This is a genomic window from Spiroplasma endosymbiont of Dilophus febrilis (genome assembly GCF_964030685.1).
Taxonomy (GTDB): domain Bacteria; phylum Bacillota_I; class Bacilli_A; order Mycoplasmatales; family Nriv7; genus Nriv7.
Genome location: NZ_OZ034912.1, coordinates 56,911 through 77,522, shown reverse-complemented (window position 1 = coordinate 77,522; position 20,612 = coordinate 56,911). Strand labels below are relative to the sequence as shown.

Sequence of the window (20,612 nt, the reverse complement as noted above, 5' to 3'; positions counted from 1 at the left end):
TTATCTCCTCATATTTTTTAAGTAATAGTTAATTTATCTCATTAATTATTGCTAAAACCATTGGATTTTTACCCGTTTCTTGACGACATAACTCTTGCAACTCACTACGGATTTGATTTTTAACTGTTGTACCATCAAACTCTGATTTTTTTTGATGTTCTTCAACAATAGTACGAACTTTCGCTTGCATTTTATTAGTTAATTCCTCATCATCTTGAATAAAAACAACCCCACGCATTTGCACATCAACTAAAGAAACAATCTCTTTACTACGACGATTTAATGTAATGCCACTAATTAAAACTCCATCACGAGCTAATTGCTTTCTTTCATTTAAAACAACAGCACCAATATCGCCAACCCCAAGACCATCAACATAAATATTATTATATTTTAAAGAAGATGGTGATGGTCCTAATTTACCATTAATAAACTCTAAAATTTGACCATTATCCTTAATTAAAATATTATTAATTAGAATTCCTGCTTCTTGAGCACTATTTTGCGCACTAACAAAATTTTTATGTAATCCTTTAATTGGCATAAAAAATTTTGGTTTCATAATTCCAATCATCATCTTAATATCTTCATATGAAGCATTCATATCTCACACTTTTTTATCGGATAACGCCATAAAACGAGCATCAGTTCTTGCTAATTCATCCAATATTCTCGCATGTTTTAATTCATAACCAGGAATCGGTAGCGTTGCTAAAATCACAGTATCTGACTTTTCTATTTCTAAATGCTCATCATCGTCACTAATAATTTTATATAATCTTGTATAAAGTCGCTCACCACTACCTGTAACAAAAATTACTGAATTGTCATTAATAGCATCACTAGTTAAATTTCTAAACTTAATTTTATTAAATTGCAAATAAGTTCCTGACTTAAATTCTTCTAAAATTGATTTTAATGTGCCCCCCATAACGATGGCCTCACGATTAGTTTCACTAACCAACTCCAAAATTTCACTTATTTTATATAAATCCTGTTCATGACAAGCAATAATAATTTTAGACTTTGCTGCTTTAAAAGTTGATTCCACTAACTTCTTACATTTATGATTAGGAGCCGTATAATCATTACGACTAGCATAACCAGAACCACTCATCAATAATAAAATTTTATTATTAGCAATTTTTGCTAAGTGTGCCATATCTGTAGCAAAATTAGTTCGTTCTTCACTATCAAAAATATAATCACTCGTATAAACAATAGTTCCATCAACAGTCTTTAAAGCAAAACCAAAACTTCCCGGAATACAAGTTGTCGTATTAAAAACTTCAATTTCATTATCACCAAAAGATAACATATCCTTTTCTTTAATTTCAATTAATTCATTTTCACTATGTCATACCTTAAACTTGTAGAGTTTTTGTTTAATTAAAAAGATTGTTAATTTACTACCATAAATAGGAATTTTAATATCCTTTAAAAGATATGTTATTGCTCCAAAACATTCGTCTGATGGTTTAGAAATAAATAATCCTTTAATCCGATTAACATTTTCTTTTAAATAAGAAAAATCGGGAATAACAGTATCAATTCCTAATGCTTCTCGTTCAGGGATTTTACTACCAGCATCAAAAATAAATATATCACGGTTAACTTCCACCACATACATATTTTTTCCGCGTTCATCAAGTCCCCCTAATGCAAAAACTTTTATTGTTGCCATAACTATTTTTTCTCCTCTAATTTAATATAATTTTATTTTAAAATATTGCTTTTATTATTATAACACATTGATTATCCAGCTAAGCAGAGAATAATTTCTTATCTTATTTGTTTCCTCAATAATTAAAATTCATTCTGATTTTTATCTTTTAATTATACTATAACTATTCGCAAATGCAAAAATTTGATAAATGCTGTTTATTATTAAATTAACTTAATCACAATTGACTTAATCTTATTAGTAAAATATAATTGTTCTTATATATTTAAGAAACCGAGGTACTAACATAATGAAACTCACTAATATCAACCAAAAATGAAAATTATCACCATACTTTGACAGTAAGTTTATGAAACAAGCACTTATCATTATGATTCCTCTAATCGGCCAATCATTACTAATTGCATTAATGAATGTTATTGATGTCTTTATGATTGGTTCTTTTTTAAGTCAAGAAGTTCTTAATGGCGTTGGTGCTGCTAATACCATTCTGTTACTGGCAATGTTCGGTTTTTTTGCTACGAATATGGCCGGAAGCATTTATGCTTCTCAATATATTGGTAATAATAATCTCAAAAAAATGCAAGAGGTAAATAACATTAGAATTATGATTAATGTCACAATGTCAATAATATTTACCATCTTTATCTTCACATTAAGAAATGATTTAATTAAACTAATTATTGCTTCTGAAAGCAGTAAAACAATGTTAAATTTTAATTCCCAAATCGCAATTGATAATGGCAGTTTATATTTAGCAACTGTTATTTGAATTTATCCGCTTCTAAGCGTTATAACAACCTTATACCAAAATATGAACGAATGTAATAAAACATATTTACCGTTTCTTTTTACAATTTTTCCGGTATTGACTAATGGCATTCTCAACTTCATCTTTTTATTTTATTTAAAAATGGGAGTTATGGGAGTTGCTATTCCTACTGTAATAGCAAGAATTTTAGAAATAACTATTGTTATTACATTTCTTTTAATTACTAAACCCGTGTTTCGCCCAATGAAAAAATTTTGATATGTTACTAAAGATTTATTATTAAAAATTCTTAAATCGCTTTTGCCAATATTTTTAGCTAACATTCTTTTTGTATTATCATTAACAGCACAAACAGTTATTTATTCATATTATGGTGGAGCCGATATCCTATCAGCAACCGTTGTTGTAATGAATATTATGAATATTTTTTATGCCGTATTTAATAGTTATAGTGCCATTATACCAATCTTTATTGGTAAACAATTAGGTGTTGGTAAACTGTCACAAGCAGTTGCCAATCTTAAAAAAATTATTGGTTTGCTATTTCTAATTGCGATTACTTTCACAATAATAATTTTCAGTCTTTCATTTTTTATTTTTGATATTCTATTTACTAACAAAATTAGTAATGAAGCCATTAGCACGGCAAGATTTTATTTAGGATTACAATCCCTAGCCTATTTCTTCTTATCTTTTTCAATTATCTTTTTTAGTGTTTTACGCACCGGCGGATTTGTAAAGTTAGCTACTGCCTTAGATATTCTTTGTACTTGAATTATTATTGTTATGACACCATTAATTGTTAGTATTATTGTAACTAAATATTTTCCTAACTTTGATTACAAATATATTTTTATTATTTCTACTATTGGTGAAATTATTCAATTTGCTCTTGTTACCATCTGTGTTATTAAAATAAAATGAGCACGAAAATTAATTTAAAAAATAAAATGAACTCTTATTAGTTTAAAATAGGAGTTCATTTTATTTTTCTATTCAATTTTAATTCTAGTTTCATTAATTAATTCTAAATTAACACGATTTTTTTCATCAATACTAATTACTTTTACTGTTACTTCTTGTTTTAATTTTAATAACGGCGTATTTTTGGGTATTTTTGAATTATGTAATAATCCATCAATATTCTCTTTTAAATTAATGAAGTAACCAAACTTTTCAATCCGAACAACAGTTCCCATAATAATTTCTCCAATGATAACTGGTTCAATAATATCTTTAATTAATTTTTCTGCCATTAATATTGATGCTTCATCTTTGTGATAAATAGTCACTTTCCCTTGGTCATTAATATCAATTTTAACATTGCCAGAAGTCTCAACAATATTAGTAATTACTTTACCACCAGCACCAATAACATCACGAATGCGATTAATCGGAATTTGTAATTGCTTAATTTTAGGAGCATTTTTATTTACTTTATTACGCGAAATATTAATTGTTTGCTTCATATTATCTAAAATATGCTTTCTCCCAATTTTAGCTTGTAATAATGCTTCTTTAAAAATTTCCATTGTAATGCCATCAATTTTAATGTCCATTTGTAAAGCACAAATTCCTTGGTTTGTTCCCGAAACTTTAAAATCCATATCGCCAAAGTGATCTTCACTACCTTGAATATCACTTAAAATAACATAATCATTACCTTCTTTAATTAATCCCATTGCAATCCCGGCAACACTAGATTTCAATGGTACTCCACTAGCCATCAAAGCTAATGAAGAAGCACAAATTGCTGCTTGGGAGGTTGAACCATTAGATGCCAATACTTCCGTCACAACTCTAATCGTATAAGGAAAATCATCAATACTAGGCAATACTTGTAACAATGCTTTTTCTGCTAATGCTCCATGACCAATTTCTCTTCTATTGGGCGGCGGTCCAAATCTTCCAGTTTCACCAACTGAAAATGATGGAAAATTATAATGAAGCATAAAGAGTTTACTTTCCTCTTCTGTTAAACCATCAATAATTTGATGTTCGCCTAGAGCTCCTAAAGTTACAATTGATAATACTTGCGTTTCGCCACGAGTAAATAAAGCACTACCGTGAACAATTGGGAGAACATCAATTATTGATGTTAACGGTCGAATTTCATTGCTCACACGACCATCTAAACGAATTTTCTTATTAATAATAAAATCACGAACAAGTTTCTTTAATAAAGTTTGATAAATAGCTCTAATCTGTTTAATAATCATTTTTTTTTCTAATTCATTAACATATTGTTGATTATCATAAACAGCAAATAAAGCATTATAAACATCTTTTAAAGCTTTTTTTTGTTCTTGCTTCGTTTTAATATTTAAAGCACTAATAATTTGTGGTTCATACTGACTAGTAATAGTTGATACTAACTTATTATCAAATTCTAATTCAATAATAGGTAATTTTTCTTGACCAATAATATTAATAATTTCTTCTTGAAAGGCAACTAACTTTTTAATTTCTATATGTGCCATCGCAATTGCTATTAACATTTCTTCTTCACTAATTTCTTGACCACTAGCTTCAACCATATTAATTGATGCTTTTGTTCCCGCAACAATTAATTCTAACGATGATTGTTCCAATTGTTGACTTGTAGGATTACAAATTAATTCCCCATTTATTTTTCCAATAATAACTCCTGCTACGGGACCATTAAAAGGAATTTTTGAAATACATAATGCTAATGAAGAACCTAATAATGCTGCCATTCTGACATCAGCATTAGAATCAACCGCTCATACATTATTAATTACTTGAATCTCATGATTAAAATTATTAGGAAATAAAGGTCGCAAAGGACGATCAATTAACCTTGATGCTAATGTTGCATATTCACTAGGTTTGCCTTCACGCTTAAAAAACCCTCCAGGAATTTTTCCAACAGAATATAATTTCTCTTGAAATACAACTGTTAAGGGAAAAAAATCTAATGTTGATGGCTCTTCATTAAAACTAACAATACTTAATACCGTACTTTCCTCATAGCGTACTAAAATTGAACTTGTTGCTAGTGATGCTAAACTACCATATTCAATAACAATTTTCTTCCCATTAAAATTATTTGTAAATCTTTGTTCTTTATTCATTTGCTGTTACCCTTCTCATCTTCCCACATCTTATTTTATCATATTGTTTTAGCAACAAAAAATATGATCGCTATTTGGGCGCATAAAGTTTTGTTAGGTAGGTAAAGATTTGAATAATTTTGAAAGAAAAGCAACTAAAAATTTATTACCTTTTTACTTGAAAAATAATTAATAAAACAAAATATTTAATATTAACAAACATATTCTTAATAAAAGGTTATAAAAACTAAGTAAAATGCTTATAAAAACAACATTAAAATAATTTTTTACAACAAAAATCATACATAAGAAATATATACTTAATTTGCATATTGAAATAATTTATAGTAAATGACTATTTTTTCTTTTTTAAAAAATACCTAAGAAAACTAAACGCGACCGACAATTGCTGATTGTCTTAATACTTATTCAAATCTTTACCTACCTAACAAAACTTTATGCGTCCCGCTATTTTAAACGACCATTAATAATCTCTGATAATGCCTTAGTATAGTTACCAAAAATAATACTAATAGCATTAGTTTGTTTAATTATTCCTTGCTGTTTTAACTTCCGAATCTTTTCAATATTAACTTGTTTAATATCTTTAATGATAATTTTAATCTTTGTATTTGTTGCTTGTGCCTCAATAATATTACTAATTGTTCCTAAATAATCAATAAAAACATCTACTTTAAAAGGAATTAATTTTTGCCATTGTTTTTCTGTTGAATTTTTATTTTTTAAAAATATCATATTTATTAAGCAAGCAATTATAAAAACTAATAATATTAATCCTAAATCTAACAACAGTATCTGTCATAATTCCATCGCTTCTCTTCCTTTTGTTTAATTATGAATAAATGTTTTTTGAATTTGATTAATCATTATTAAATCATTAACATCAGTTACTAAAATTTTAATTTTATTAGCAATTAAATTAATAATTAAATTATCACTATTAAAGTCATGTTTTTGACTATCAATTACTAAAAAAGCATCTTTCATATTACCTTTAATAGTAACTGTGTGGGTATTATCTAAAATTAATGGTGCCTTTAAAGAATTATGTTTATTATGAAAAACCGGAGCAATTTCTAAGAATTCCATTAAATTTTTTTCACTTAAAATAACTGCGCCATTAATACTTTTAGTATAGCCGGTTGAACCAGTTTTAGTAGTTAAAACAAATCCTGAACTTTGACAATTTTGTAATAATTGATTATTAATATAAACTGTAAAAAATATTGTTTTTGCAATACTCATTAATTTAATCTCATTAAGACTATAAAAATTTTTATTATTAATAGTTATTTTTAAAGCATCAAGAGATTTTGTTTTCAAAATATTATTTTTTAAATTAGTAATTAACTTATCAATTTCATTAACTTGATAAAGAGCATTAAAACCAATATTTCCCGTATTAATAGTTATAAAATGAATATTATCAATATTTTCATTAAAACGATTAACCGCTGATAAAAAAGTGCCATCACCACCAATAGCAAATACGATTTCTGGATTTTGTTCATCAAATATCATCTTTAATGCTAATAATTTACTAGATAAGTTTTTAGCCACAGCAATTGATTCATCGGCCTTATTAGTAACAATTGTAAATTTCTTTTGTTGCATTAATTACACCTCATAATATAATTCTATCAATAAGGTAATAATATCATAAATTAAGAATCCATATAAATATTCTTTTTTATTATTATTTATAGTAAAATTGATACATTACCAATGAGATTTATTTATTTTAGGAGGAATTACTATTGAAACCACGCTTATTATCAGGTATTACTAATACTGGAAAAATTACTATTGGTAATTATATTGGTGTTATTCAAAATTTTATTAAATTACAAGAAGAATATGATGTTTTTATCTTTGTTGCCAATTTGCATGCTATTGTCTCAATAAAAAATCATGACCACGATGTTCTTAAAAATAATATTCGTGATTTAGTTGCCTTATATGTTGCTTGTGGTTTAGATCCCAATAAGATTACAATTTTTGCTCAATCTGACATTTTAGAGCATTGCCAATTAGGTCATATTCTGCTATGTCATACATCAATGGGAGAACTAAATCGCATGACACAATTTAAAGATAAAACACAATCATTTAAACAACATAATAATACTGAAACGATACCAACAGGATTATTTACTTATCCAGCATTAATGGCAGCTGATATTTTACTATATGATGCTGCTATTGTTCCTGTGGGAATTGATCAAAAGCAACATCTAGAATTAACAAGAAATATTGCGATCAGAATGAATAATAAATATGGTAATATCTTTACAATTCCAGAACCATATATTGCTCCTAATGGTAAAAAAATAATGAACCTACAAAATCCCTTAAAAAAAATGTCAAAATCACATGAAAATCCTAAAACTTATATTTCTCTTTTAGATAATTTAAATGATGTTACCACAAAAATTAAAAGTGCCATTACTGATAGTGAAAATAAAATTTTTTATGATGAAATTAATAAACCAGGAATTAGTAATCTTTTAAATATTTACTGTGCTTTTACAAATACTACAATTGAAGAAGCAACTAATGAGTTTTCTGACCAAAATTATGGTGCTTTTAAAGAAAAAATCGCTAAAGTTGTTTGCCATCAACTTGAAATTATTCAAAGAAAATATAACGAAATTATTGCTAATGATGAATGAAAACATTGATTACTGCAAGGAAAAGAAAAAGCAACAAAAATTGCTCACGAAAAATTGCAATTAATCCAAGATAAAATTGGGATTAATTACTAAAAATAAAGGAGAAAAACAATGATTAAACTTAATCATATTGATAAAAAAAGATTAATCCTTATTGACCTTGATGGAACTACATTAATGAATGACGGAAAAACAATGCATCCATTAACTATTCAAGGATTACAAAAAACTATTGCCCAAGGTCATATTGTTTGTATTGTTACGGGAAGACCCCACCGTGGAAGTATTTCGTTTTATAATGACCTAGGATTAAAAACATTACTTTGCAATTTTAATGGTGGTCACATTCATGATCCATTATTAAGAGAATTTAAACGCTTAGTATTTCCAATTTCTTATGATACTGTAAAAGCAGTTTTAAAAGAAAACGATGTCAAAACTTCTTTATATAATGGTCTTGTAGAATACTACAACAAAGCAGTATGCTTAAAGCAAACGGACAATTTTGAACGCTACTTTCATTTAACAGACATTCCAACGGACAATTTTATTATTGGCAATCTTTTAGAAAACTGAAATGGTTCTGCTAATAATATTGTTTTACAATTAAAAAGTCCCCTACATTTAGATAAAGTTATTCGTAGTTTAGAAAAATATACTAATACTTTAAAAATTAATATTTGAACGCATGATAATGACAAAGAACATCCTGTTCTAGACCTATCAAATAAATTTATTAATAAAGGAATGGCTGCTGAAATTCTTTCACAATATTACAATATAGATATTAGAGATGTTATTGCCTTTGGTGATGAATTTAATGATTTAGAGATGATTACCAAAGTTGGTTATGGTATTGTAATGAAAAATGGTATCGAAACTTTAAAAGTATTTTCTAAAGATATTACTGAACATACTAATGATGAAGGTGGTGTTGGCATATATTTAGAAAAACTATTAAACTTATAACAGATAAAAAGATGCTTGTAATAAATTTACAAGCATCTTTTTATCTACCAATATTATTATGAATAATAAAATTTTTCGGTTAATTTACTATTGTTTGAATTATTACCAATTTTAAGATGCCAAACATTCATTAATTATTTTTTGTTTACTATTAATTCATTACATAAATTAATAAACTCATCAATCGTAACTGTTACTTGTTCTTCTTTACCATATTGACGATAAGTAATCTTTTTAGTAGCAATTTCTTTTTGACCGATAACAATTTGGAAAGGTATTTTTTTAGTTTGCGCAATACGAATTTTATAACCTAACCGTTCACTACTAGCATCAACAAATGACCGTAAATTATGGGTTTTAAATAGTTTTTCTAATTCATAACAATATGCTTGATGCTCTTCTTTAATAGGAATTAAAGTAATTTGTTTAGGACTTAATCATAGTGGTAAAACTCCACCTGTTTGTTCTAATAAGACAGCTATAAAGCGTTCATAAGTGCCAATTAAACCACGATGAATAATAACAGGGCGAACTTCTTGTCCATTCTCATCTTGATAAGATAAATCAAATTTTTCTGGTAGTAAAAAGTCCAACTGAATCGTTGAAACCGTAATATCGTGTCCTAACACCGTTTTAATTTGAATATCTAATTTCGGACCATAAAAAGCTGCTTCGCCAATCATTACAATATATTTAATTTTTAATTCATCTAAGGCTTCTTTTAAAACTTTTTCAGCTTTAATTCACATTTCATCATTATCATAATAATTTTTTTTATCTTGAAAATCTCTTAATGATAATGAATAGTAATCAACTTCAATATTTAATGCTAACAATATTTCACTAATTAATTTAAATGTTGTTTGAAATTCAGTTTTTATTTGATCAAAACGACAAAAAATATGAGCATCAGTCAATTCCATTGCTCGAACGCGCTCTAAACCAGTTAAAGCGCCACTAGCTTCATAACGATATAATAATTCGTGCTCAGCAAATCGTAATGGCAAATCACGATAAGAGCGTAATTTATAACAATAAATTAAACAATGATGTGGACACGACATCGGACGAAGCACAAGTTGCTCATTATTCAATGGCATAACCGGAAACATATTCTGTTGATAATGATCTCAATGACCACTAGTACGATATAATTCTATTGCTCCCATTACTGGTGTTGCGACTTCTAAATAGTCATAAAAGAACTCTTGTGAACGCAAATACTCTTGTAATTGTTTTTTAAGAATCATTCCATTAGGCAATCAAATTGGTAATCCTTGACCTGCTAATGAATCAAACATAAAAATTTCTAAATCTTTGCCAATTTTTCGATGATCTCGTTCTTTTCTTAAAGCAATTAATGCTAACAAGGTTGCTAATTTTTCTTGTGAAAAATGACAAACACCATAAATTCTTTGAATTTGCTTATTGTTAGCATCATTATTTCAATAAACTCCAGCAAGTGATGAAAGCATAAAATTTTCAACAATTTTAGTATTATCTAAAGCAATAAAATTATTAATGAAAGAACTGTTATCAACAGTATATATACCAACAATATCTTTAAGTGTTAAAAGTTTTTCTAAAAAATAAGGATTATTTTCATATAATCGTTGTAAATCGTGCGGTGATTTTAACTCATATTTAATTTCTAAGTCTTTTTTAAGAAATTCTTGCATTTGCTTAGTAATAATCTCTAAATCTTGTTCTTTAATGCGGGTTTGAAAATCAAAATCAACAAAAAAACCTTCATCACCAACATTAATATTGGCAATTAATAAACCCTTTCAATTAGTTTGTAATGTTTTTGCTAAAACAATAGCTGCTGAATAATTAAGTACTTTTAATGCCTCATCTAAATCTTTTGTAATTATCTCTAATATAATATCATTTTCTAAAACATAAGTTTTAATATCTTTTCATTCATTATTAACTTTAACAGCAATAATATTTTCTTGTCAATTAGCATCAATACTTGTTAAAACATCACTAAGCATTATTCCTAATGGATACGATTTATTTTCATTATTAATTTTTACAGTAACAATTTGTTCCATTGCCGACATATCCTTTCTAGCGAAAAAGACGTTCAATTTGCTAATGAACGTCTTTAACTCTGTTAATGCAATTATTTTATTTGTAATTTTCTCATTTCATTACCATTAACAATTAAAACTTGTTCATTAGTTTTAGCACCATATTTTCTAGCAATATTATTTAATAAATTATCATCATTAATTACTTTATTAATATCCATAACTAATTCTGGATAAACACCATACCAAATCCCAAAACTATTTCTAATTCTTTCATCAGTAACTAATGGGATTAATGTACTGCGAACACGAGCATTAGATAAAGTTTTAGTTAATAATTGATGATCACTATCATCTAAAACAATTACTTGATGAATTCGTTTTTGCTTTTGAATTTTTTCACCAAGAACCTCTTTACCAACTTGATAAACAAAATCTTTAAAAGGTGAAGTTGATCATTTAATAAATCTTTCTAAATAACCTTCATATCAAAAATGAATTTCTGCTTTTCTAACGACTCTCGTCATTGCTTCAATTGATTTTTCAGGATACTCACCATTAGCTGTTTCGCCAGATAACATTGTTGTATCCACACCTAAATCAACTGCTCAATAAATATCTGATACTTCAGCTCTTGTTGGCAAAGGATTAGATAACATTGATTCTAACATTTGCGTAGCGACAATTACTGGCACCATTGCTTTATTACATTTACGAATAACATGTTTTTGAATTAAAGGCACCTCAGCATAAGGCACATCAACACCTAAATCACCACGAGCAATCATAATACCATCACTATTAGCAATAATTTCATCAATATTATCAACAGCATATCGTGATTCAATTTTGGCAATAATTTTAATATCAGCACCACCATTTTCATCTAACAATTGACGCATCTCTTGTAAATCTTTAGCATCATGAACAAAAGAAGCAGCTACATAATCTACTTTTTGCTCACATCCAAAAATAAGATCGGCACGATCTTTGTCAGAAATAAAAGGTAATGACAGTTTAATTCCCGAAACAATAATCGCACGATGATTTTTGACAAGATGAGTATTAACAGCGCGACAAATAATTGACTTATCATCATCTTTATTATTAATTCCTAAAACAATTAACTGTAACTTACCATCATCTACTAATAATCTTTGTTCAACTTGAATATCATTAACAAGATTTTCATAATTAATTGAAAATTCCGTTTCCGTACCTTCAATTTCTTTATTCGTATAAACAATAACCCTACTATCTTTTCTTATTAACGCCTCACCATCTTTAAAAGAGTGAGTTCTAATTTCTGGACCTTTAGTGTCTAATATTAGTGATAGTGGTCTTTGTACTTGTTGAATAATAGATTTAGCAAACTCAACACGCTTACCATGTTCTTCAAAATCACCGTGAGAAAAGTTTAAACGATATACATTTGCTCCCTTTTGTGCTAAACGAAGCATCAAATCTCTGGTTTCACTAGCCGGACCAATTGTCGTAATGGTTTTTACTCTTTTATTTATAAAAAGCATTTATTTTAATCCTCGTTTCTATTTTTGTAAATAACAGTTTAATTTTAACATAAAAACACATTTTAAATTAATTTGTTAATTGTAAAGAAAGTAAATTCAATTATTTCTTTTATTAATTATATCAAATATTCTTAATAAACAATAAAATTTAAAAAACAAGTCTTATTATTCAATATCAATAAATAACCATTCATTTTTTCTAATTTAAAAATGTCTGCATTGTAATTTCTAACCCTTCCTTTAATAAATCGTGATTTAAAACAACATAAATTCTATCATCAATTATCTTGTAAGATGAAATTCAAAATGAGTCCATTGAAAACTTATATGTTTTATTATCAATAATCATTAATTCCTTTTGTAAAATTTGCGAAATAATTTGAAAAATCTGAAACTTTTGATTACTACTATCTAATAATTCCTGATTTATATATGCTCCTTCCAATTTACTTCTAATATTACTAAAAAATTTAGTAATTAATGAAAATGATTGATTATTAATTTTTGAATTAAATAAATGCAATTTAAATGATAAATCAGTATTTTTTACTTTAATAATTCCATAACGAGTAACATCAAATATTCCTCATTCTAAGTAATTTAAATTATGAGTAATATCTTCTACTTTTAAATTTAACAATATATCATCATATTCATGATTTCAATCATCAAAATTAATTTTTAAATCACCAAAAATATCCTCATTCTCACTTAGAAACCTAGGAGCAGAATTTTTAGATACTGTTGATTGCTTCATTTTACTCAAAAAGTCACTAAAAATTCTTCGTAAAAAATCAAGTAATTTATTACTTTCAACAGTAGTAATATCAGCAACACCTTCAAGTAATTCCGTTGCATTACCAAAAGATAATAATGGTACTGTTTCACTAATAGTAGATATTATTCCTCATAACTTAGAAGTTTTTCATAAATAATATGCTAATAATGCCATTCCTGCTAATGACAATCCCCCCGCAAGTCATTTTCAATATGTTGTTGTTCAACTCAATCTTTGACCTTCATCACCAATTCTTTCAAGACTTTCCTCATCAATTTTGACTCCTTCTGGATCTTCCCTTGGAGTACGGATTGATTCAATAATATTAATTTTTACTTTAATTGGTTCTTGGTCTTTAAAATAATTAAAAATGGCATAAGCCTCATTTTCACTAACAGTTTGTAACTTAACAAATTGTAATCGCGCCTTAGTAATTGGTACAAGAGTAGAAGTAGTAGATTCTGAAATAATTGCAACATTATTTCCTAATCAATGAAAAATTTGTAATCGCCAACTAGCAATTTTTATGCGATTAATATTAGCTAAAGATTCTTTTGTTTCAATAATAAATTTATCATCTAATTTTTCCTTCATTCCTTTAATAACTTGGTGTTTTATTATATTTTTAAAAAATTTATATTCAATAATTACATCCATAACATCAAATTTCCTAAAAAAACCTTGAATCACTGGTTCTAATTTAAAACCACGAAAAGCATAATCTTCAATACTAAGATGACTTACTAAATATTCTTGATTAATTTTTTCAATAATTTCTATTAATTCATTAACGATCGCTTTTCTCATTATGGTTCAATTTTTATAATCAGAAATATCATCTTTAAAAATAGCTGGCAACATTTTTGCATACTCCATTTTTACTTCATTAAAGAAAATATTATTATCTTGTTGTTGACAAGGTATATTATTGAAAATTTTATTATCTTGTTGAACGCACAGTGAAATTTGATTTATGGAAACTTGAATAAAATTTATTGTCGTTACTATTGAAACTAATGATAATAATTTCAAGAAATTAATCTCCTCTACTAAAATTTAATTTTATTGAGTACAAATTGAAAAAACCGTTGGTAAATAACATTCAAAATGCAAACTTTTAGTATAGCGTTGATAATGTTCAGTAGAAATAATTTTAATATTATTATTAATATTACGATAACTAATAACATTAGATTCAAAAAATGCTTCCAAAGCGACAACAGACAATAAATCATAAAATTTTTGAGCTTCAATAATATTTTTTGCTATTAATAAATTTAAACCTCCTGTAAACTGTTCTGGATTAGATATTGTTTCTAAAGTAATTCAGCTAGTAAAACCCTCCATCTTAGCATTAATAATATTGTTAATAAAAAAACTATTAATTAAATTAATAAGATGTTCCGAGCAATTTTCACTACAAAAGTTATTTAAAAAACCTAACATTAATGAAAAATTTTCATCATTATCTTCTGAAACTTCAAAAGTATTAATATCAATAACTTTCATCAATTTTAAAAATTCAGTAACTAAAAGGACTTTATTTTCTTCTAAATTTAAACTATGTTTATAAACTCAATTATTAAAAAGTAATGACAAATATTTAACATCCTTAAAAAAGTAATAGAATAATAAAGCTTTAAATGAAGGTATATTAATTGTAACTTTTCCTGTATGTGTTATATCTAGTTCTTCATAAGTTAAATTAGATTTAATATCTAAAATATTTTGTTCTTTAACATTTGGTAATATTCAAGTGAAATTATCTTCATTAATCATAGTTGCTAATATTGGTGATATTTTATTAATTAATTGGTAAATATTATCATTGTCTCTAAGGTTTACAATTGATTGTGAATAGTTAATGTTATGAAAAACAATTCATCGATAAGTAAAGAAATTAAAAACTAACATTAAAAATAACATTGATTTTACTATTTTCATTCAAATACACACCTTTCAAAAATTTAAAGATTAATATGAATGGGAATAAGAAAAAAATACTGCATTTCTTCAAATAATAAATCTTTTTGAATTTCCCCTTTATCTTTTAATCGTAATTCCAAAAGAACAGCATTAGGTAATTTTTGTTCATTAGTAATAAAAAATTCTTCTAACCCAGAAGCATACTTATTAAACAAAGCATTATTTTCTTGCGGGTCAATATAAACTGGTCTACTAGTTATCGCCTCAAAATCAGCACCATATAAAATAATATCATTTTCATATAATACAACCCTTTCATATTGAGTAACAATTTTTTTTCAGTGATATGAAATATATCCTAAATACAGTCAATTAAACTTTTCTAATGTGATATCTGATTCATATAATTGTCTCATTCTACTAGCTTGTAAAAATTGTTTGATGCGAGGTTTCTGTCGATTATTATTTTCATCAAGCATTGCCCATTTATAAATTTGTCTTCAAATAATTGTTGATTGTTTAATTGGATAAATTTTAATTTTAATGGGAAGAATAAAAATATCTAATTCTTCATAACTTATAGCAATTCATAAAATATGATCTAATCCTCTTTTCTCATATGAAAAAATATTTTCAATATAAAGATTTTTTAAATTAAATAATTCTGAATATAAAAACTCATTACCACTAATGGTTATTGATAAATCTTTAATCATATTTTCAATATCATTAGCTAATCAATTTCCTTGAATACCACTAAAGTTAACAACATCTAACTTAGTAATATCAGCTTGAACATTATTCATAATTGCTTCTTGTAAAATTAAACTTTTATTTTCCATCGTTGGATTAATAAATTGAATATTAAAATTTATTAAATATTCATTTAAATAAAAAATTTGTAACGGGTATGGATCACCCCAAGGTGAAATTTTTTTATTTTCATCTAATGTTTTAATATCAATTAATTCTAATTCTCAAGAAACTTTAAAACCATCATTTAGTTTTAAATAACTCTCATTTCTCATTAATCAAAATATAAGGATTATTTTCTAATAAGTTAATAACCTCATCTTTAAGTAAACTTTTAATATAATTTCAATAATAAATAGAATTTTCATTAATTAAGGAATCAAAATTAGAAATTTTAAATTTTACTTTTTGCATTTTTGCTATTATATAATCCAAAATTTGATAATTAGTTTCATCAACAGTAGCTAACGATGAACGATAATTAAAACTATTTCAATTATTAAATGAATTTCAGCATAACGATAAAATTATTAATGGTATTAATATTAACCGATATCGTCTCACAATAATTTTCCACCTAACATTTAAATATATTTAACAAATTCTTTAGTCATAAACTCATGAGTTCATTGCCACATAATGTTTCGCTCACTAGGATCACCAGCAATTCACATTGCAATTGCCTCAGCAAAAAATTCTGCACTAATAAAAGTAGAACCTTCTAAAACACTCTTATAAGCTTCATAGCGTGCATAATTGCTCGGTAATATCAACAGTGGCAGTAAAATTTCATTAATTTCATAATCGTTAAGACTACGATTTGATACAGGTACATCTTTAATTTTTTTATAAATATAATTCATAAAAATATCTGATAATTTATTATCACTAGGTTTAAGAACAATATTAAAACGATCATCATCTAAACTTAAATCATCATCATTTTGTAAGTTTATTAAATCATCAATATATTTTGGAGTTAAATTATTATGATTTTTTTTTGGATTGGAATTAGTAGCTTCAAAACTTATAGTATCACAATTAATTTGAAAAGATTTTTTAAGTTGCAAATTAAACTGCTCAATAGGATCAAAAAGATTCAAAATTGTTCTTTGTTGTTTTGGCAAACTAATATAATAATCTAAAGTATGAGCGAATTCATGAATAATAACTTGACCATAGGATGTAGCTGCATTTCAAGATATTCTAAGACTGGTTTCATCTAATTCCCATCAATTATTTGCTAATGAAATACACATAAATCCGGCAAGAAAAAAGCCAGTTAATCCTCTTGTTCCATATTCAATGTCTTTTGTATTAAGAGAATCAACAAACACTGAAAAAACTAAACGAGCAATATCTTGAATCGGTATTTTTTGTAAAAAAATATTATAAAAATTAATAATATTTTCTTGAACTGTAGTTTTCATTTTACCTTCTGGTATATTTTTAACCATCTCTTCATAATTAACAGTAATAAAATCCTTAAGATAAAAAAACTTTGCTTGGTCTTTAAAATATTCTTTCTTTGAAAAAAAATTACTTAATTCATTAAAATCTTGAACATACTTATTAGTACTTATTAAAGTATTAAATTCTAAAATGCTTTGCAGAGACGGATTTTGAAATAATAATTTTTCTTCTAATTCTAGCAAATATTCTCGATGTTGTTCAGAACGAATAAAATACATTCGTAAACGATTTCAACTATGATTTCTTAAACTTTCTGTTAACTTTAGATAAGCCTGATTACGATTTTTTAAACCATTTTCAGTGTTAACATAACTTATAATTTGGTTACTAATAATTAAACAATTATTTCAAGTTAAAATTAAAAATACAGCTAAACTTTTTACCATTAACTTATTCATTAATTAAACCTCCTATTTAAAAAATTGTTATTAACAATTAATAAGTTTTATTGTGGATAGGCAAAAACAAAATCAAATCTAAGCCTTTCAATTATATGAGTTTCGCCACTATCAAATTTATATTCCTTAATTTTAAAAACAAAACTTACATTAAAATTTTCTTGTGCTTTTAACCAATTATCATTTTCAAGCCAATTTGGATTAAAATTATTTTCTAATTCAAATGACAAGGGATAAATATTTAAATAATTAAAAGTTTCATTTCAGAAAGTAGATAATGCTCCATAAATAAAACCTAAATTACTATGAAAAACCTGTAGTCGACGAATAAAATTAGCTTGTATTAATTCGGCTTTTGATAATTTTAATTTCATAGTTCAATATTCATTTCTTGAATCATTAGAAAGCAACAATTTTTCTTCTATTTCTAATAAAAATGTCATATAACTATAAATTTTCATTTTATAATTTTTAAATTTCAGCATTTTAATTTTAATTTTTAAGTTTATTCGCCAATAATTAAATTCAGCTATCATATCAACATTACTATCGCGTTTATAACTATTCAGCATAAAAAATATTCGAGTCATAAATATTTTTTTATTATTAAAAATAATTACCATTGGAACAGATTTTTTAAAACTCTCTTGAACAAATGGAATTCTAGAAAATAATTGTGAACGACTAATATCAGTTATGTTATTAATATACATCTCACGCAAAGTTAAATATTTATTTTTAAAATGTTTACCTAACCACTCTTGAAATTTTTCAATTGTTGAATCAACTATTTGAAATGATATCGTAACATAAATATCTTCCAATCCCTTTTTTTGAATATATTTTAAAAATAATTCCATTTTTTTATTATTATCATTTTGTTTAAAACCATTCAAAATAATGCTTTGTAAATTATTTATTCTTTTATTTTGATTAACAAATAATAATGTTTCTACTTCTAACAATCAATTTTTAAATCAACTTTTAATGTTTTCCGGTTCATCAAGATTAATTTCCGAAGTAAAAATAATAAAATTATCATTTTTCAAAATATCAAAAAACTCATTAATGTCAATAAGAATATCTTTTTCCATTTTGAGTTTTTGAGTATTACCAATGATATTAGAATCATTATTACTAACATTATTAAGATTATTATTTACTAAATTAATTAAAGTAAAAAAAATTAATATCAAAACCATTACATTTTTTTTTAACATTGAAAACCTCACTATTTATCTATAAATTATCAAAATATTAATTTTCTATAATAAAATTATTAAAGGTTCTTGGCCTCAAATTAATTGTTCAAATTTATAAGTTAAAAAACTATTAATTTTACTATTATCATATTGGTTATAAAAAGAAGCCCGTGTTAATTCTACCATTTCTTCCGAATCAGCATCTTGTTCCAACGGCATTACCTTTCTAATAAAAGATTCTTTTCTTAAATTGTTATTATCCAAAAATGCAATTTTAATTTCAAAATGAAATTCAAAGTAATATTTATGAGGTTGGACAAATGAAATTTCACTTTTTATTTCTTTCAAATTATTACTATCTTTAAATAAATAATTACAAATTAAATCTTCAAACGAAGATTTTTCATTTCTATTATTAAAAAAAATTAAAAAATTGCTCGTAAATTTGACATCAAAAATAGTTTTCCCCAAGACTACTTTATTATTGATTTTCTTTAATAATTTCTTAAAGTCATTAGTAAAATCATTAATAATAACACTATTTTTGAAATCCGGTAATTTACTAAACATATATTTTATATCATTAGTTTCTTGCTTAATAATATAGTGTCTAGTATCTTTAATATTAATAAAAAATTGCATTTCTTTATGAGAATCCATTTTAATAAAACGATTCGGTACTACTGTTAAAATAGTTTTAACAAAAATATCTTCATTTATTACAGTATTTAATTTATTAGGTTGAATATTTAAACCATCAGCAGTAAACAATTTAATATTTAAATGTCTAATGTAATTTGAGTTATTAAAAAAATTAACAGGAACAGGTGAATTAAAACCCACTAAAGTTGGCTTATGTTTTAAATATTCGTTTAACCCCTTAAAAATTAATTCATTTGTTAACCGTGGATTTTTTTCAGTTAAGTTAATTCTGAATAATGATTTATCTAAATTATTAAAATGATTAGATAAAATTGATAAATCAATTATTTTTCCTTCATCATTATTAATGATAACAAATTGATCCGTTTCTAATAGCAATGCTATATTACTTAGTAGCAAAAATACTAATTAATACTAAACTAGAAAATAGTTTATTCACCAAAAACTCTCCTGACAATTAAAATAATAAGTTAATAGTAAAAGATAATACTTACAACCTCCTTTTTTAAAAAATAACTATTTATTAGTCTAACTTCATAACATTCTTATGAATAATATTAACAAATTTAATATTTAATTACTACTAGAAAAATAATAATAATTTTAATTTAAAAAATAGTTCTTACACATATTGTATAAGAACTATTTTTATTATTAATATT

The 20,612-nt window shown here is 25.4% G+C and carries 16 protein-coding genes; 3 read left to right on the top strand and 13 right to left on the bottom strand.

Annotation, left to right across the window (positions count from 1 at the left end):
* Positions 1 to 28: 28 nt before the first annotated feature.
* Positions 29 to 1,684 (bottom strand): ribonuclease J, encoded by a 1,656-nt coding sequence (locus AAHF53_RS00315; RefSeq protein ID WP_342189830.1) that lies wholly within the window; start codon positions 1,682 to 1,684, stop codon positions 29 to 31.
* A 289-nt stretch (positions 1,685 to 1,973) separates the two neighbouring features.
* Between AAHF53_RS00315 and AAHF53_RS00310 the strand changes: the two genes are divergently transcribed.
* Positions 1,974 to 3,398, top strand: coding sequence for an MATE family efflux transporter (locus AAHF53_RS00310; protein ID WP_342189829.1), 1,425 nt, complete (start codon positions 1,974 to 1,976; stop codon positions 3,396 to 3,398).
* Between the two features lie 50 nt (positions 3,399 to 3,448).
* Here the strand turns inward: AAHF53_RS00310 and AAHF53_RS00305 are convergent, their stop codons facing one another.
* The 3 genes from AAHF53_RS00305 to AAHF53_RS00295 all read right to left on the bottom strand — a co-directional run bounded on the left by AAHF53_RS00305 (position 3,449) and on the right by AAHF53_RS00295 (position 7,165).
* Entirely contained in the window at positions 3,449 to 5,551 is a 2,103-nt protein-coding gene (locus AAHF53_RS00305; protein ID WP_342189828.1) for a polyribonucleotide nucleotidyltransferase, read from the bottom strand.
* 447 nt (positions 5,552 to 5,998) lie between these two features.
* On the bottom strand, positions 5,999 to 6,361 hold the full coding sequence (locus tag AAHF53_RS00300; protein ID WP_342189827.1) for a DUF4330 family protein: 363 nt from the start codon (positions 6,359 to 6,361) through the stop codon (positions 5,999 to 6,001).
* A gap of 18 nt (positions 6,362 to 6,379) precedes the next feature.
* On the bottom strand, positions 6,380 to 7,165 hold the full coding sequence (locus tag AAHF53_RS00295) for an NAD(+)/NADH kinase (RefSeq protein ID WP_342189826.1): 786 nt from the start codon (positions 7,163 to 7,165) through the stop codon (positions 6,380 to 6,382).
* Between the two features lie 137 nt (positions 7,166 to 7,302).
* Here AAHF53_RS00295 and trpS point away from each other — a divergent pair, with 137 nt between their 5' ends.
* On the top strand, positions 7,303 to 8,316 hold the full coding sequence (trpS, locus tag AAHF53_RS00290) for a tryptophan--tRNA ligase (RefSeq protein ID WP_375315747.1): 1,014 nt from the start codon (positions 7,303 to 7,305) through the stop codon (positions 8,314 to 8,316).
* 18 nt (positions 8,317 to 8,334) lie between these two features.
* On the top strand, positions 8,335 to 9,192 hold the full coding sequence (locus AAHF53_RS00285; RefSeq protein WP_342189824.1) for an HAD-IIB family hydrolase: 858 nt from the start codon (positions 8,335 to 8,337) through the stop codon (positions 9,190 to 9,192).
* A 134-nt stretch (positions 9,193 to 9,326) separates the two neighbouring features.
* Here AAHF53_RS00285 and thrS read toward each other — a convergent pair whose 3' ends face one another.
* The 9 genes from thrS to AAHF53_RS00240 form a co-directional block, all read right to left on the bottom strand.
* Entirely contained in the window at positions 9,327 to 11,258 is a 1,932-nt protein-coding gene (thrS, locus tag AAHF53_RS00280) for a threonine--tRNA ligase (RefSeq protein WP_338967310.1), read from the bottom strand.
* Positions 11,259 to 11,320: 62 nt separating this feature from the next.
* Positions 11,321 to 12,757 carry a pyruvate kinase gene (pyk, locus tag AAHF53_RS00275; RefSeq protein WP_342189823.1) on the bottom strand — a complete coding sequence of 479 codons (1,437 nt, stop codon included), beginning with the start codon at positions 12,755 to 12,757 and terminating at the stop codon, positions 11,321 to 11,323.
* 199 nt (positions 12,758 to 12,956) lie between these two features.
* Entirely contained in the window at positions 12,957 to 14,567 is a 1,611-nt protein-coding gene (locus AAHF53_RS00270; protein ID WP_342189822.1) for a hypothetical protein, read from the bottom strand.
* 30 nt (positions 14,568 to 14,597) lie between these two features.
* Positions 14,598 to 15,479 (bottom strand): hypothetical protein, encoded by an 882-nt coding sequence (locus AAHF53_RS00265; RefSeq protein ID WP_342189821.1) that lies wholly within the window; start codon positions 15,477 to 15,479, stop codon positions 14,598 to 14,600.
* 23 nt (positions 15,480 to 15,502) lie between these two features.
* Positions 15,503 to 16,489 (bottom strand): hypothetical protein, encoded by a 987-nt coding sequence (locus AAHF53_RS00260; protein ID WP_342189820.1) that lies wholly within the window; start codon positions 16,487 to 16,489, stop codon positions 15,503 to 15,505.
* Positions 16,449 to 16,778: a hypothetical protein gene (locus AAHF53_RS00255; RefSeq protein ID WP_342189819.1), complete on the bottom strand. Its 330-nt coding sequence runs from the start codon at positions 16,776 to 16,778 to the stop codon at positions 16,449 to 16,451. Before AAHF53_RS00255 ends, AAHF53_RS00260 begins: the two co-directional genes overlap by 41 nt.
* Positions 16,779 to 16,798: 20 nt before the next feature.
* Positions 16,799 to 18,085, bottom strand: coding sequence for a hypothetical protein (locus AAHF53_RS00250; protein ID WP_342189818.1), 1,287 nt, complete (start codon positions 18,083 to 18,085; stop codon positions 16,799 to 16,801).
* A gap of 47 nt (positions 18,086 to 18,132) precedes the next feature.
* On the bottom strand, positions 18,133 to 19,305 hold the full coding sequence (locus AAHF53_RS00245) for a hypothetical protein (protein WP_342189817.1): 1,173 nt from the start codon (positions 19,303 to 19,305) through the stop codon (positions 18,133 to 18,135).
* A gap of 45 nt (positions 19,306 to 19,350) precedes the next feature.
* Entirely contained in the window at positions 19,351 to 20,328 is a 978-nt protein-coding gene (locus AAHF53_RS00240; protein WP_342189816.1) for a hypothetical protein, read from the bottom strand.
* Between the last annotated feature and the right edge of the window lie 284 nt (positions 20,329 to 20,612).